A 13,115-nucleotide genomic window follows, 5' to 3' on the forward strand; every position below is an offset into this window, starting at 1 on the left:
GCTCTCGCAACAACGGCAGCGCTGGGATCACCCGTCGCGCGTCACCCCACCACGCGCAGCGCGTCGCCCCGCGCCAGCGGCCCGCCAGCGATCACCTCCGCGTAGACGCCGAGGTCGCGGTGCCCGAGGCGCGCGTCGAGGGTCCAGGGGATGTCGCAGTCGCGCACGCCGCTGACCGGGTCGACGTTGGTCGCCGCGCAGCGCACGGTCCGCTTGGTGATCTTGAGCCGCAACCCGCTCGGCGCCTCGACCACCTGCCCGACCATCTCGAGCTCGGCGAAGGGTTCGAGCCCCTCGACCAGCAGGTTGCCGCGGAAGCGCAGCGGGTCCACGGGCGCGCCGAGGTAGTCCTCCACCGCGGCCACGCTCGCTCGGTTGATGAGCGACACGTAGCCGGTCGGGGAGTCGGTGAACCGGTACTGCGGCGGCGCGGCGAGGACCTTCGGCTCGCCCCGGAGGCTCTCGGGGACGTAGCGCCGCATCAGCTCCGCGAGGCCCTCGCGACCCGCCTCGGTGTCGAGCCGGAAGGCCTGCGGGTCGCCGTACCCCTCCACGGTCAGCGTCGCCGTGGCATCGTCGTAGCGGGTGCGCAGGCGGGCGAGCGCCTCGTCGCGCATGAGCATCAGGTACTTGGTCTTGGGCTGGTGGCGGGGCGCGACCGCGTTGAAGCCCGACGGACCGTTCTCGATGGCGTAGAGCCGGTCGCCCGGGAAGTGGCCGCTGGTCTCGAGCTCCGCCCGCTCGACGGGTTCGGGGCTCAGGCCCTTCACCGGGTAGCGATACAGGGCGCTGACATGAATCAATGCGGTCATGCGCGGAGCGTGGCCCTGAAATGATCCGGCGCGCAAGAGCTTCGCGGCCCCTTGTGGTGCTCAATTGCAACACCACATCGGGTCTACCGGCGGCCACCACGGCGCCGGGGCCCTCGCGCGGCGGATAGCCGGAGGGCGACGTTTCGGTGGCGCCGCGCCTCTCATCGGGCGGCGGATGCCGGTACGGGAGGGTTGTGCATGAATTTCGAGAAGTACACCGAGCGCGCCCGCGGCTTCGTGCAGGCGGCTCAGAACCTCGCGATGCGCGAGGGACATCCCCAGCTTCAGCCGGGCCACCTGCTCAAGGTGCTGCTCGACGATCCGGAAGGCCTCTGCGCCGGCCTGATCGACCGCGCGGGCGGCCAGTCGCGCGTGGCGCTGGCCCAGACCGAGCAGTGGCTCGCAAAGCAGCCGAAGGTCTCCGGCAACGCGGCCGCCCCGCAGGCGACGCGCGAGCTGATGCGCCTGTTCGACACCGCCGAGAAGGCCGCCGAGAAGGCGGGCGATTCCTACGTGACGGTGGAGCGGCTGCTCCTTGCCCTGGCGGTGGAGAAGGATTCCGAGGCCGGCCGCGCGCTCCAGGCGGCGGGCGTCACCCCGGCTTCCCTCAACGCCGCGATCAACGCCCTGCGCAAGGGCCGCACCGCCGACAACGCCTCGGCCGAGAACGCCTACGATGCGCTCAAGAAGTATGCCCGCGACCTCACCGAGGCCGCCCGCGACGGCAAGCTCGACCCGGTGATCGGCCGCGACGAGGAGATCCGGCGGACCATCCAGGTCCTGTCCCGGCGCACCAAGAACAATCCGGTCCTCATCGGCGAGCCCGGCGTCGGCAAGACCGCGATCGTCGAGGGTCTGGCCCTGCGCATCGTCAACGGCGACGTGCCCGAGTCCCTGCGGGACAAGAGCCTGCTCGCCCTCGACATGGGCGCGCTGATCGCCGGTGCGAAGTACCGCGGCGAGTTCGAGGAGCGGCTGAAGGGCGTGCTCTCCGAGGTCACGGCGGCCGAGGGCGGCATCATCCTGTTCATCGACGAGATGCACACGCTGGTCGGCGCCGGGAAGGCGGACGGGGCCATGGACGCCTCGAACCTGCTGAAGCCCGCGCTCGCCCGCGGCGAGCTGCACTGCGTCGGCGCGACCACGCTCGACGAGTACCGCAAGCACGTCGAGAAGGACGCGGCCCTCGCCCGGCGCTTCCAGCCGGTCTTCGTGTCGGAGCCGACCGTGGAGGACACGGTCTCGATCCTGCGCGGCCTGAAGGAGAAGTACGAGCAGCACCACGGCGTGCGCATCCAGGATTCCGCCCTGGTCGCGGCCGCGACGCTGTCGAACCGCTACATCACCGACCGCTTCCTGCCCGACAAGGCGATCGACCTCGTCGACGAGGCCGGCTCGCGCCTGCGCATGCAGGTCGATTCGAAGCCCGAGGAGCTCGACAACATCGACCGCGAGATCGTCCGGCTGAAGATCGAGGGCGAGGCGCTCAAGAAGGAGACCGATTCCGCCTCCCGCGACCGGCTGGTCCGGCTGGAGAAGGAACTCGGCGACCTCGAGGAGCGCTCGGCGGCGATCACCGCCCGCTGGAAGGCCGAGAAGGACAAGCTCGGCACGGCCGCCGGCCTCAAGAAGAAGCTCGACGAGGCCCGCAACGACCTCGCCGCGGCGCAGCGCCAGGGCCAGTACCAGCGCGCGGGCGAGCTCGCCTACGGGGTCATCCCGGGCCTCGAGAAGCAGCTCGCCGAGATCGAGGCGAAGGCGGAGAACGGCCGCGACGGCATGATGGAGGAGGCAGTCACGCCCGCCCACGTCGCCGGGGTCGTCTCCCGCTGGACCGGCGTGCCGGTCGACAAGATGCTGGAGGGCGAGCGCGAGAAGCTCCTGGCCATGGAGGAGGCGCTGTCCAAGCGCGTCGTCGGCCAGCGCGAGGCGGTGGAGGCGGTCTCAACCGCGGTCCGGCGCGCCCGCGCCGGGCTTCAGGACCCGAACCGGCCGATCGGCTCGTTCATGTTCCTGGGCCCGACCGGCGTGGGCAAGACCGAGCTGACCAAGGCGCTCGCCGGCTTCCTGTTCGACGACGACACGGCGCTCGTGCGCATCGACATGTCCGAGTACATGGAGAAGCACGCGGTCGCCCGGCTGATCGGCGCGCCTCCGGGCTACGTCGGCTACGAGGAGGGCGGCGCCCTCACCGAGGCCGTGCGGCGCCGGCCTTACCAGGTCGTGCTGTTCGACGAGGTCGAGAAGGCCCACCCGGACGTGTTCAACGTCCTGCTGCAGGTTCTCGACGACGGGCGGCTCACCGACGGCCAGGGGCGGACGGTCGACTTCCGCAACACGCTGCTGATCATGACCTCGAATCTCGGGGCCGAGTATCTGGTGAACCAGCCCGCGGGCCAGGACACCGACGCGGTCCGCGAGGAGGTGATGAGCGTTGTGCGGGGGCATTTCCGGCCGGAATTCTTGAACCGGGTCGACGAGATCATCCTGTTCCACCGCCTCGCGCGGTCAGAGATGGGGGCGATCGTCGAGATCCAGCTCGGGCGCCTGCAGAAGCTCTTGGACGATCGCAAGATCACCCTGGAGGTCGACGAGGAGGCCAAGAACTGGCTCGCCGACAAGGGTTACGACCCGGCCTACGGGGCGCGGCCGTTGAAGCGAGTGATCCAGAAGAACGTCCAGGATCCGCTGGCCGAGCTGGTGCTCTCCGGCAAGGTCCACGACGGCGAGACGGTGCCGGTCCGCCTCGGGCCGATGGGCCTGATGATCGGCGACGTGACGGTCGGGGCCGAGCGCCGCCCGGTCAACGCGACGCTGAACTGATCGGCCGGACGGGCGAGGGGCGGCGCACCGGCACTCAGGTGCGCCGCCCGGTCCGTTGCGCCTCTCGGACACGGGCCCTCACGAGGCGATCCCCGGGGAGGACGGGCGCGCGGCACCGACCGCCGATGCCGCGATGAGCTCGTGCGCTGGACAGGGCGGACGGGTGTCCGAATCCTGGCGCCATGCGCCCTGCCGTCGCCGCCCTTCTCGTCGCCGTGCCGCTCGCCGCAGCGGCGGACGATCTCCCGCCGCCGGTGGCCGCGGCCATCGCCGAGGTCGAGGCCGCCTGCGGATCCGCGCCGGCGACGCTCGATCCGTTCGTCATCGACCGGCAGGACGTGAACGGTGACGGGGTGCCGGACTTCATCCTCAACGTCGGCGGACTCCGATGCGGCGACGAAGAAGTCTCCCAGTGCGGCCTCATGGGATGCCCGAAGATCGTCCTCGCATCCTCGAAGAACGGGTTCGTCGTGGTGTTGGACATCTACGCGCACGACCTCCGGTTTCGCGCGCTGAATGGCCGGCCGGCGGCTTCGGCGAACGACGAGGGATGGAATTGCGGCTCGGTCCGGAGGGGGCCGGGCCGCACGACCTTCCTGTGGGACGGGACGCGCTTCGCCTGCGCCGAGTAGAGGTTGTCTGGCTCTCCGGCGCCGCAGGCAGGCGGTCGCTCCCCGGGTCGACGCTCGGGGAAGCGCCGGGAGAGCACAGGATCGGTCACCCACCCTCGCTGGATGCGCGGATGTCCGATACGGCTTCGGCGCCCTCGCCGGTGACGTCGCCCTGTCGAGCGGCGCCCTCATTCCCGCTGTCGACCGTGCCCACAGCGTCGCGGTCACAATCCGTCCGGACGGCGCGAACGCGCTGCGCGCCTGGGTCGGAGGAAGGCCCGGGGCGTAGCCTCCATCGGGGCCGCGATGAGCTAGTGCGCTGGACAGGGCGGACGGGCCTGAGGATCCTGGCCGCATGCGTCGCGCCCTCGCCGCCCTGGCTCTCGCCCTCCCGCCCGCCGTCCCGCTCACCGCCGCGGCGGACGATCTCCCGCCGCCGGTCGCGGCGGCGGCCGCGCGGGCCGAGGCGTCCTGCGGGTCCGAGCCGACCACGCTCAAGCCGGGCTTCATCACCCGCCAGGACGTGAACGGCGACGCTGTACCGGACTTCATCCTGGATTTCGCGGCCGTCCAATGCGGCGATGACGAGTCCGCCGCGTGCGGCACCGCGGGCTGCGAGATGCAGGTCTTCGCCTCGACGACGGACGGGTTCGTGGACGCCTTCGACGCCGTCGCCCACGACCTCCGATTCCGCACGGTGGGAGGCCGCCCGGCGGTCATCGTCGATATGACCGGGGCGACGTGCGGACGATCCGGGCAGGATCCGTGCGGCGCGATCGCCGTCTGGAACGGCAGGACATTCGGCCGGACACGGTAGGGTGCATCCGCGGACCGCAGCCTGCCCCCATCGCGCCGCCGTTCCCGTCCCGCCGCATCGGCGCCGCGACCCGGCGCGCCCCGGCGCGGACAGCACGGGAGGGGCGCCCGCGATCGGCTCACGCCCGCGCGCGTCACGAAGCCTTTGCCGGACGGCGCGCGGTCGGCCAGGGTGGGACCGCGTGCGGCGGGCGCGCCCTGACTGGAGCCAGACGAATTGATCCGATCGCATCTGACCTTAGCCGGAGTCCTCGTGTCCATGATTGCAGCCGCACCGCCCCTGATGGCAGCGCCCGACGGCATCCGCGCGGTGACCTTGTCGAGCGGCGGCCTGGCCGAAGTGACCCTGGTCCATGCCGTCGACGGCGACGGGACGATCGGGCTCAGCGTCCGGCCCGAGCAGATCGACGACATCCTCAAGAGCCTCGTCGTGCGCGATCCCGTCGGAACCGTCGGCGCCCTGCACCTGGACGGGGTGGATCAGGCCGACGAGACCCTGCGGACGATGCCGTTCACCGCGGACGACCTGTCCGCGCCGACCCGCCTCGTGGGCAAGCTGCAGGGCGTCCCGATCCGGGTCCAGAGCGGCGGGCGCACGCTCGAAGGGCGGGTGCTCGGCGTCTCCGAGCGGAATGCCGGGACTGAGACCGGCGACGTCTCGATCCTGACCGTCCTGACCGCGACCGGCACGCTCGAATCCGTGCCGATCGAGGACGGCGCCTCCGTGACGATCCTCGACCCGGCCATGGCGGCCAAGATCGCCGAGGCTATCGCGGCGGCCGGGAAGACCAAGGTCGGCGACGCCCACCGGGTCGAGATCGCCGTCTCCGGGCAGGGCCAGCGCGAGGTCCGGTTGACCTACGTCGTCGCCGCGCCCGTCTGGAAGACGAGCTACCGCATCGTCGATGGCGGCGGCGGCCGCGCGAACCTGCAGGCCTGGGCCATCATCGAGAACGCGCTGGGCGCCGACTGGACGGGCGTCGACGTCACCCTCTCGTCCGGGTCGCCGGTGGCGCTCCTCCAGCGCCTGCACAAGCGCTACTGGCGCAAGAGACCGGAGGCGCCGGTGATGGTCGAGGATGTCGGCATGCCGGACCTCGACCCGGGCACGGTCGCGTCGAAGTCGGTCGCGCGCCTGCGCGCCCCGGCTTCCGCCGCCGCGCCTCTTCCGGCCCCGATGGCGCGGATGGACACCCGCGACAGCCGCATGGAGGCCGCGGAACCGAGCTACGACGCCGCGGCCGCCACCGCGGGCGCCGCCGCCAGCGAGGGGGATGTCGCGGCGAACTTCACGCTGCCGCATCCGGTCGATCTGCGCGCCGGCGGCACGCTGTCGGTGCCGTTCCTCGATACCGAGATCGAGGCCGAGCGGGTCGCCCTCTGGAAGCCAGGCCAGGGGGTTCACCCGATCGCGGCCCTCCGGATCCGCAACAGCGCCGGCGCGACCCTGCCGGCGGGCCTCATCACCCTCTACGACCGCAAGGCCGGCTACCTGGGGGACGCCCGCCTGCCCGCGACGCCCGTCGGCGAGCAGCGGCTCGCCAGCTTCGCCCTCGACCGCAAGGTCGCCGTCCAGGCGGAGACCGCGCCGAGCGACGCCCTGACCAAGATCACCGTGGTCGACGGCGTGGCGCGCGCGACGGTGATCGCCCGGGAGGTCACGACCTACACGATCAAGGGTGCGCCGGACGCCGCCCGCTCCGTGATCATCGAGCATCCCCGACGGGATGGCTGGACCCTCACCGCGTCCGCTCGCGACAGCGAGACCCCCACGGCCTATCGCCTCAAGGTCGCGGTTCCCGCCGGCGGGACGGCCGAGACCCGGGCCGTGCTCGAGCGCGTCCGGGTCGACGCCTACGACCTCGTCGACGCCGACGAGGCGCTGCTCGTCCGGTGGGCCTCCCTGGCGACCGACCCGGAGCTGGGCGGCAAGCTCAAGACCCTCTCCCAGGCCCGCGCCGAGGTCGCCGCGGCGACCCGGACCGTCGAGGAGATCGGCGAGCGCGCGGCGAAGGTGCAGGCGGAGCAGGAGCGCATCCGCAGCAATCTCGGCGCCGTTCCGAAGGACAGCGAGCTGGCGCGCCGCTATCTCAGCCGCCTGAGTGCCCAGGAGGACGAGCTGGCGAAGCTCGATGCCGCCCGGACCCAGGCCGAGGACGGGCTCAGGGCGTCGCAGGCGCGGATCCGGTCGCTGATCGCGGCGCTCTGAGAGCGGTCCCGGATCCCCGCGCGATCCGGGACCGCCCGATCGACGGCCATCCCGGCCCGGACGCGACCCGGACGCGGCCCGGCAGGGCCCTGTCCTAGGCGGGGCGGATGGCCGTCGCCAGATCGGCGGCCTGCGCGCGATCCCGGCACACCAGCCAGAGATCGTCGTGGGCCGACAGCTCGGCGTCGAACAGGTCCACGAAGTCCGCCGTCGGATCCCCGAGATCGGGCCAGTGGAACAGGCGGAAGCCCAGCGCCTCGAACAGCGGGAGGATCGGGCCCAGGTCCCACAATCGGTTGTTGCTCAGGGTCGCGTCGAGGCGCCCGGTGGCCAGGAGCGCGGCGTCCGAGATCGCCCCGCCCTCGCTCCAGGGGAACCAGCCGCGGCCGTAATCCAGGGTGTAGCGCTGCGCCGTCACCGACAGCCAGCCGACATGGCCGGTCCGGCGCTCCGGGCGCTCGAGCGGGCGCAGCGCCGTCGTCATGCGGCCGCCGCGGGTCGGGGCCCAGTAGGCGCGGCCCTCGCTCGCCGCCAGCAGGAGACCCTCCATGGCTTCCGCCGGTACGCCCCCGGCCGGTGCGGAGCGGTCCTCGTTCCAGGCCGGCAGGCTCATGACGCAGGCCCGGGGCCAGCCACCGCGGCAGGCCGCCACCATCACGCCCCAGCCCGACAGGCCGCCCGCGAAGGGCCGGGTCCCGTCGATCGGGTCGCCCACAAAGGTCCAGGCGTCGCGGGCGAGCAGCGCCCGGGCCGCCGCCTGTCCGAGATCCTCGGCGGTCTCCTCCTCGATCAGGTCGGGGCCGAACCGCGCGTGCATCAACCGGCTGACGGCGAGGTCGGCCTCGGTCAGCGCCTGGCCGAGATCCGGACCCTTGTTGCTCATCGCGAGGCCTCCCGCCCGCATGGCGAGGGCCAGCGGGGCCGCCTCCTCGGCGAAGGCGAGCATCGCCGCGAGGACATCCGGCGCGGGTGCGGTGGGCGAGAGGGTCATGCGGCGAACAGTTCGGGGCTTCGGAGCATCAGGGCCTGGACGAGAACCAGGGTCTTGAGATCGGGCAGGCGGCCGGCCCGGGCCTGTTCCGCCAGCGCTGCCAGCGGCATCTCCACGGCCACCACCTGCTCGCCCTCCGCGTGCAGACCCCCGCCGGGGCCGACCCGGTCGGCCGCGGCGTAGGGTGCCAGGTAGAGCCAGAGGCGCTCCGAGGACACGCTCGGCATGCTGTAGGCGTGGGCGACCGGCTCCAGCCGGGTCAGCCGGACGCCCGCCTCCTCCATCGCCTCCCGGATCGCCGTCGCCTCGGGGGCGCCCCCGTCGAGGCCGCCCGCCGGGGCTTCGTCGAACTCGGCCGACTCACCCCAGAAGGCGGGCCCGACCCGCGCCTGACGGACGAGCAGCGCCACGCGCCGCTCGGGATCGTAGGGCAGCACGCAGGCCGCCTGCCCGTGGTCCTCCAGCGCCCGCCGCACGGTGCTGCCGTCCTGCAGCGTCAGCGTGGCGATGCCGAAGGTGTTCCAGCCGCGGTGGATCACCTGCAGCGGCAGGGCGGGCGGGATCTCGACCATGATCCGGTCAGCGCTTGGTGCTGGCGGCGGTCTGGCCGAACATCACCTTCTTGGCATCCTCGCTCATGGTCTTGCCGAAATCGGGATTGACCTCCGGGGCGCGGGCATAGGCCGCCTTGGTGGCGGGCCGCTCGGCGATCGCCGTGAACCAGCGCTTGAGGTTCGGGTGCTCGTCGAGGTTCTGCCCCTGCTTCTCCCACGGTACGATCCAGGGATAGCAGGCCATGTCGGCGATGGAGTAGTCCGGCCCGGCGACGAAGGCGCGGTCGGCCAGCCGCCGGTCGAGGACGCCGTAGAGCCGGTTGGTCTCGTTGACGTAGCGCTTGATCGCGTAGTCGATCTTCTCGGGCGCGTACTGCGAGAAGTGGTGGTTCTGGCCGAGCATCGGGCCGAGGCCGCCCATCTGCCAGAACAGCCATTGCAGCACCTCGGCCCGGCCGCGCGCGTCACCCGGGATGAAGCGCCCGGTCTTCTCGGCGAGGTAGAGCAGGATCGCCCCCGACTCGAACAGCGTGACCGGCGCGCCGCCGCCCGCCGGCTCGTCGTCGACGATCGCCGGCATCCTATTGTTGGGCGCGATCTTGAGGAAATCCGGGTTGAACTGCTCACCCTTGCCAATATTGACGGGATGAATGCGGTAAGGAACGCCCGCTTCTTCGAGAAACATCGTGATCTTATGGCCGTTCGGCGTCGGCCAGTAATGGAGTTCGATCATCGGCTGGTGTCCCGCTATGCCCCCGGCGGACGGGAAGTGGGTCGGCGCGCCGCTCCGGTCAAGCATGGTGCCGGCGACGACGCCGGCGGCGCATGCAGGGCTGGGCATCCGGGCCTCACCCGCCGGCGCAGCCCTGGACGTCGACGTGGACGGCGTAGAGCGACTGGCTCGCCGCCATGAACAGGCGGTTGCGGTGCCGGCCGCCGAAGCAGAGATTGGCGCAGCGCTCCGGCAGCCGGATGCGGCCGATCGGCCGGCCGTCGGGGTTGAATACCATGACGCCGTCCAGGGCGTCGTCGCCCATGCCCCACCCGCACCAGAGATTGCCGTCGACGTCGCAGCGCAGCCCGTCCGGCGTGCCCGGCCCGGCATCGATCAGGACCCGCCGGTCGCGGAGCGTGCGGCCGGCGACCACGTCGTAGGCGACGATCCGCCGGGTCGGCTGCCCGCGCGATTCCACGAGGTAGAGCACGCGGCCGTCGGGGGAGAAGCACAGGCCGTTGGGGCCGGCGAGGTCGGTGGCCACGGCCTCCAGCGCACCGGTGACCGGGTCGAGCCGGTAGACGTTCTGCGGCAGTTCGGGCTCGGCGCGCACGCCTTCGTAGAACCCGCCGATCCCGAAGGGTGGGTCGGTGAACCAGACCGCGCCGTCGGCCGCGGTCACCACGTCGTTGGGCGAGTTGAGCCGGCGGCCCTCGAACGCGTCCGCCAGGACGGTGATCGCGCCGTCATGCTCGGTCCGGGTGACCCGACGGCCGCCGTGCTCGCAGGTGACGAGCCGCCCCTGCCGGTCGCGGGTGTTGCCGTTGGCGAAGCCCGACGGCCGCCGGTAGAGGCCGACCGCCCCGCTCTCCTCGTCCCAGCGCAGGATGCGGTCATTGGGGATGTCGCTCCAGAGCAGGTAGCGTCCGTCGCCGAACCAGACCGGCCCCTCGCACCAGCGGAAGCCGGTCGCGACGCGCTCGACCGCCGCGTTGAACACCCGGTAGCGGGCGAAGGCGGCGTCGAGAATCTCGACCGCCGGGTCCGGGTAGCGCGGGCTCGGTGTCCACACGGGCAGGTCCCTGTCACTCGCGGCGATCGTCACCGTTCCGGCGCGGGCCGGCAAGGCCCGCCGCGCGGACGCAGGCGCAGCACCGCGGCGACGCTGCGGCGACGAGGGCCGGAACCGCCCGGCACGTCGATCCGGGCGCACCATCCTCCACCCCCCAGTGATGGCAGGCGCCGGTTCGACAGCGGGGCGGCCCGGTCCTCGTCCCAGCCCGAACGCTACCGCGCCCTGATTTGTCTGACAAGTGGTACGCGACGGCCAGGCCGCCGCGAAGGGCCGATCCCGGAAGCGTCGGCGCGCACCGCGCCGCGCCTTGCGGGGGAACGGCGGAACCGCTACGGCATTGAGGCCGTGTGGCAGTCGGGGTGTGGCGCAGTCTGGTAGCGCACCTGGTTTGGGACCAGGGGGTCGTAGGTTCGAATCCTATCGCCCCGACCATTCGATCAGGAGCTTGTCGAGTCAGATGCCGAGCGCCCGCATCTTCCGTCCGTCTCGGGACGCCACGCAGTCGGGCCTCGCCCGGACCAAGCAGTGGATCCTGGAGTTCGACCGGACCAGCCCGCGCGAGATCGATCCGCTGATGGGGTGGAACGGGTCCTCGGACATGCTCCAGCAGGTGCGCCTGGAATTCGACACCGAGGAGGAGGCCGTGGCCTACGCGAAGCGCGAGGGGATCGCCTACCGCGTCGAGCAGCCGGCCAAGCCCGTCCAGCGCAAGGGCCTGTCCTACTCGGACAATTTCAAGTTCAACCGCACGGCGCCCTGGACCCATTGAGGCCGTCGCCGCCGCGTCAGGCCTCGCGGCGCGCCTTCCACGCCGGGTAGGGCGAATCGCCCGGCGGACGCAGCTGCGTGACGCGCATCGGCTGCGCGTCGAGGGGCTGGCAGAGCTCGGCGTAGATCGACGCGCTGCCGGCGCCGTAGGTCTCGGCCTCCTCGGCCGAGAAGGCGAAGTAGCCCTCCTTGAAGCCGGCCAGGCGCATCGCGGCGTGGCACATCGGGCACGGGCGGCCGCTCGCGTACATCACGCAGTCGCCGAGGTCGCGGCGGCCGAGGAGGCGGCTGGCCTCGCGCAGCGCCACCATCTCGGCATGGGCGCTGGGGTCGTTCGTCGCGTGCACGGTGTTGGCCGCGCGGACCAGCACGGTCCCCTCCCGCACGATGACCGCGCCGTAGGGCGCACCGCCCGCCTCGACATTGGCGGCGGCGAGGGCCACCGCCTCGCCGATATGGTCCTCGTGCGTCGACATGGATGGGCTCGACATGGATGCGCTCGACATGGCTGAGCTTTCCTCCGCTGGCGCGCCAACGCCGCGCGCGGCCGGAAGTTCAGCGCTCCGAGCTCAGAACGCGTAGCGCACCGTGCAGTAGGGCATCGTCTCGGCGAGCAGGGCCTTGAAGCGGGCGAGCCAGCGGCCCTTCCAGCCGGCCCGGTAGCGCAGGTTGGTGCCCCCGCCCTCCGAGACCTTCGCCTCCTGGATGTCCGGCCGCCAGAGCAGGTCCTCGGCCTTCGGGTGCCAGCCGAGATTGACCGCGTGCAGATCCGCATTGTGGGTCAGCATGATGATCTCGCACTTGAGCTGCGCCTTGGCGGCGTCGGACAGCGTCGCGTCGATCTCGGCGAACAGCGCCCGCCAGTCGGCCTCCCAGCCCTCGTAGAGGATCACGGGCGAGAAGTTGGCGTGGACCTCGTAGCCGGCGGCCACGAACTCGTCGATGGCGGCGATCCGCTCGGCGATCGGGGCGGTGCGCACGTCCACGATCCGGGCGATCCGCGCCGGCATGAGCGAGAAGCGGACGCGCGTCTTGCCCTGCGGATCGTAGGCGAGGAGGTCGCGGTTGACGGCCTTGGTGGCGAAGGAGGCCTTGGCGTTGGGCAGGGTGCGGAACAGCGCGACCAGGGCGCGCACGCCGTCGCTGACTGCCGCGTCGACCGAGAGGTCGCCGTTCTCGCCGATATCGTAGACCCAGTGCTCCGGATCGATCGGGTCCGGCTCCGGCAGGCGCCCCTGGCGGCCGGCGTGGCGGGCGATCGCCGCGCAGGCCTGCTCGAGGTTCACGAACAGCGAGATCGGGTTGGAGAAGCCCTTGCGGCGCGGCACGTAGCAGTAGGCGCAGGCCATGGCGCAGCCGTTGGAGGTCGAGGGCGCGATGAAGTGGGCGCTGCGGCCGTTGGGGCGCATGGCGAGGCCCTTCTTCACGCCGAGGACCAGCGTCGAGCGCTTGATCCGCACCCAATCCTCCACCGAGCCGGCGTTGCCGTGGAGTTCCGGGATGTTCCAGTGCGACGGCACGACGATGCGCGCGGCGTCGGGAAAGCGCGCCAGGATGTCCCGGCCCAGCAGGAAGTCGCCGACAGTGGGCTCGTGATAGATCGTCCGGATATCGAGCAGGTCGCGGGTCAGGGCCATGGACGATCCGAGGCCCGGAAGCGGCCCGCGACCCGATATGGTGCGCGGCGACGCGGCCGGAATGCCTTGCGACCCGGAGTCTCTCTTCGCGCGGCGCGCGAAAA

12 protein-coding genes and 1 tRNA gene are annotated in these 13,115 nt (G+C 71.9%); 6 read left to right on the forward strand and 7 right to left on the reverse strand.

Translation table 11 applies throughout. The features are described from left to right. Positions 1-41: 41 nt before the first annotated feature. A complete protein-coding gene (locus tag ACLBX8_RS05190) occupies positions 42-812 on the reverse strand; it encodes an MOSC domain-containing protein (protein WP_042671271.1) in 771 nt (256 codons plus the stop codon). Between the two features lie 198 nt (positions 813-1,010). Between ACLBX8_RS05190 and clpB the strand changes: the two genes are divergently transcribed. The 4 genes from clpB (at position 1,011) to ACLBX8_RS05210 (ending at position 7,271) form a co-directional block, all read left to right on the forward strand. Then, positions 1,011-3,635: an ATP-dependent chaperone ClpB gene (gene clpB, locus ACLBX8_RS05195; RefSeq protein WP_447714695.1), complete on the forward strand. Its 2,625-nt coding sequence runs from the start codon at positions 1,011-1,013 to the stop codon at positions 3,633-3,635. Between the two features lie 182 nt (positions 3,636-3,817). Next, positions 3,818-4,267: a hypothetical protein gene (locus tag ACLBX8_RS05200; protein WP_447714696.1), complete on the forward strand. Its 450-nt coding sequence runs from the start codon at positions 3,818-3,820 to the stop codon at positions 4,265-4,267. Between the two features lie 334 nt (positions 4,268-4,601). Next, entirely contained in the window at positions 4,602-5,063 is a 462-nt protein-coding gene (locus tag ACLBX8_RS05205) for a hypothetical protein (protein WP_447714697.1), read from the forward strand. 258 nt (positions 5,064-5,321) lie between these two features. Then, entirely contained in the window at positions 5,322-7,271 is a 1,950-nt protein-coding gene (locus tag ACLBX8_RS05210) for a DUF4139 domain-containing protein (protein ID WP_447714753.1), read from the forward strand. A gap of 94 nt (positions 7,272-7,365) precedes the next feature. Here the strand turns inward: ACLBX8_RS05210 and ACLBX8_RS05215 are convergent, their stop codons facing one another. From ACLBX8_RS05215 to ACLBX8_RS05230, 4 genes are all read right to left on the reverse strand, one after another. Next, positions 7,366-8,262 carry an inositol monophosphatase family protein gene (locus ACLBX8_RS05215; RefSeq protein ID WP_447714698.1) on the reverse strand — a complete coding sequence of 299 codons (897 nt, stop codon included), beginning with the start codon at positions 8,260-8,262 and terminating at the stop codon, positions 7,366-7,368. Continuing rightward, complete coding sequence (locus ACLBX8_RS05220; protein ID WP_082558041.1) at positions 8,259-8,834, reverse strand: NUDIX domain-containing protein; 576 nt, start codon at positions 8,832-8,834, stop codon at positions 8,259-8,261. The genes ACLBX8_RS05215 and ACLBX8_RS05220 overlap by 4 nt, the downstream gene beginning before the upstream one ends. A 7-nt stretch (positions 8,835-8,841) precedes the next feature. Further along, on the reverse strand, positions 8,842-9,549 hold the full coding sequence (locus ACLBX8_RS05225) for a glutathione binding-like protein (protein ID WP_132366017.1): 708 nt from the start codon (positions 9,547-9,549) through the stop codon (positions 8,842-8,844). A 115-nt stretch (positions 9,550-9,664) separates the two neighbouring features. After that, positions 9,665-10,603 (reverse strand): SMP-30/gluconolactonase/LRE family protein, encoded by a 939-nt coding sequence (locus ACLBX8_RS05230; RefSeq protein WP_447714699.1) that lies wholly within the window; start codon positions 10,601-10,603, stop codon positions 9,665-9,667. A 358-nt stretch (positions 10,604-10,961) separates the two neighbouring features. On the opposite strand from ACLBX8_RS05230, the gene ACLBX8_RS05235 reads away from it, so the two are divergent. Next, positions 10,962-11,038, forward strand: a tRNA-Pro gene (locus ACLBX8_RS05235). Positions 11,039-11,063: 25 nt separating this feature from the next. Beyond that, a complete protein-coding gene (locus tag ACLBX8_RS05240; RefSeq protein ID WP_020090615.1) occupies positions 11,064-11,375 on the forward strand; it encodes an ETC complex I subunit in 312 nt (103 codons plus the stop codon). Positions 11,376-11,391: 16 nt separating this feature from the next. Here ACLBX8_RS05240 and ACLBX8_RS05245 read toward each other — a convergent pair whose 3' ends face one another. Both ACLBX8_RS05245 and ACLBX8_RS05250 read right to left on the reverse strand, forming a co-directional pair. After that, positions 11,392-11,850, reverse strand: a complete 459-nt coding sequence (locus ACLBX8_RS05245) for a nucleoside deaminase (protein WP_091925371.1) — start codon at positions 11,848-11,850, stop codon at positions 11,392-11,394. Between the two features lie 93 nt (positions 11,851-11,943). Next, positions 11,944-13,011 carry a spore photoproduct lyase family protein gene (locus ACLBX8_RS05250; protein WP_447714700.1) on the reverse strand — a complete coding sequence of 356 codons (1,068 nt, stop codon included), beginning with the start codon at positions 13,009-13,011 and terminating at the stop codon, positions 11,944-11,946. Positions 13,012-13,115 lie beyond the last annotated feature (104 nt).

It is taken from the genome of Methylobacterium sp. D48H (genome assembly GCF_053345715.1).

What these genes read in the sequence shown, in the direction of transcription:
- ACLBX8_RS05210 (WP_447714753.1), top strand. Translation starts at nt 5,322, where the DNA reads ATGATTGCAGCCGCACCGCCCCTGATGGCAGCGCCCGACGGCATCCGC.
- clpB (WP_447714695.1), top strand. Translation starts at nt 1,011, where the DNA reads ATGAATTTCGAGAAGTACACCGAGCGCGCCCGCGGCTTCGTGCAGGCG.
- ACLBX8_RS05200 (WP_447714696.1), top strand. Translation starts at nt 3,818, where the DNA reads ATGCGCCCTGCCGTCGCCGCCCTTCTCGTCGCCGTGCCGCTCGCCGCA.
- ACLBX8_RS05205 (WP_447714697.1), top strand. Translation starts at nt 4,602, where the DNA reads ATGCGTCGCGCCCTCGCCGCCCTGGCTCTCGCCCTCCCGCCCGCCGTC.
- ACLBX8_RS05250 (WP_447714700.1), bottom strand. Translation starts at nt 13,011, where the DNA reads ATGGCCCTGACCCGCGACCTGCTCGATATCCGGACGATCTATCACGAG.
- ACLBX8_RS05190 (WP_042671271.1), bottom strand. Translation starts at nt 812, where the DNA reads ATGACCGCATTGATTCATGTCAGCGCCCTGTATCGCTACCCGGTGAAG.
- ACLBX8_RS05220 (WP_082558041.1), bottom strand. Translation starts at nt 8,834, where the DNA reads ATGGTCGAGATCCCGCCCGCCCTGCCGCTGCAGGTGATCCACCGCGGC.
- ACLBX8_RS05240 (WP_020090615.1), top strand. Translation starts at nt 11,064, where the DNA reads ATGCCGAGCGCCCGCATCTTCCGTCCGTCTCGGGACGCCACGCAGTCG.
- ACLBX8_RS05215 (WP_447714698.1), bottom strand. Translation starts at nt 8,262, where the DNA reads ATGACCCTCTCGCCCACCGCACCCGCGCCGGATGTCCTCGCGGCGATG.
- ACLBX8_RS05225 (WP_132366017.1), bottom strand. Translation starts at nt 9,549, where the DNA reads ATGATCGAACTCCATTACTGGCCGACGCCGAACGGCCATAAGATCACG.
- ACLBX8_RS05245 (WP_091925371.1), bottom strand. Translation starts at nt 11,850, where the DNA reads ATGTCGACGCACGAGGACCATATCGGCGAGGCGGTGGCCCTCGCCGCC.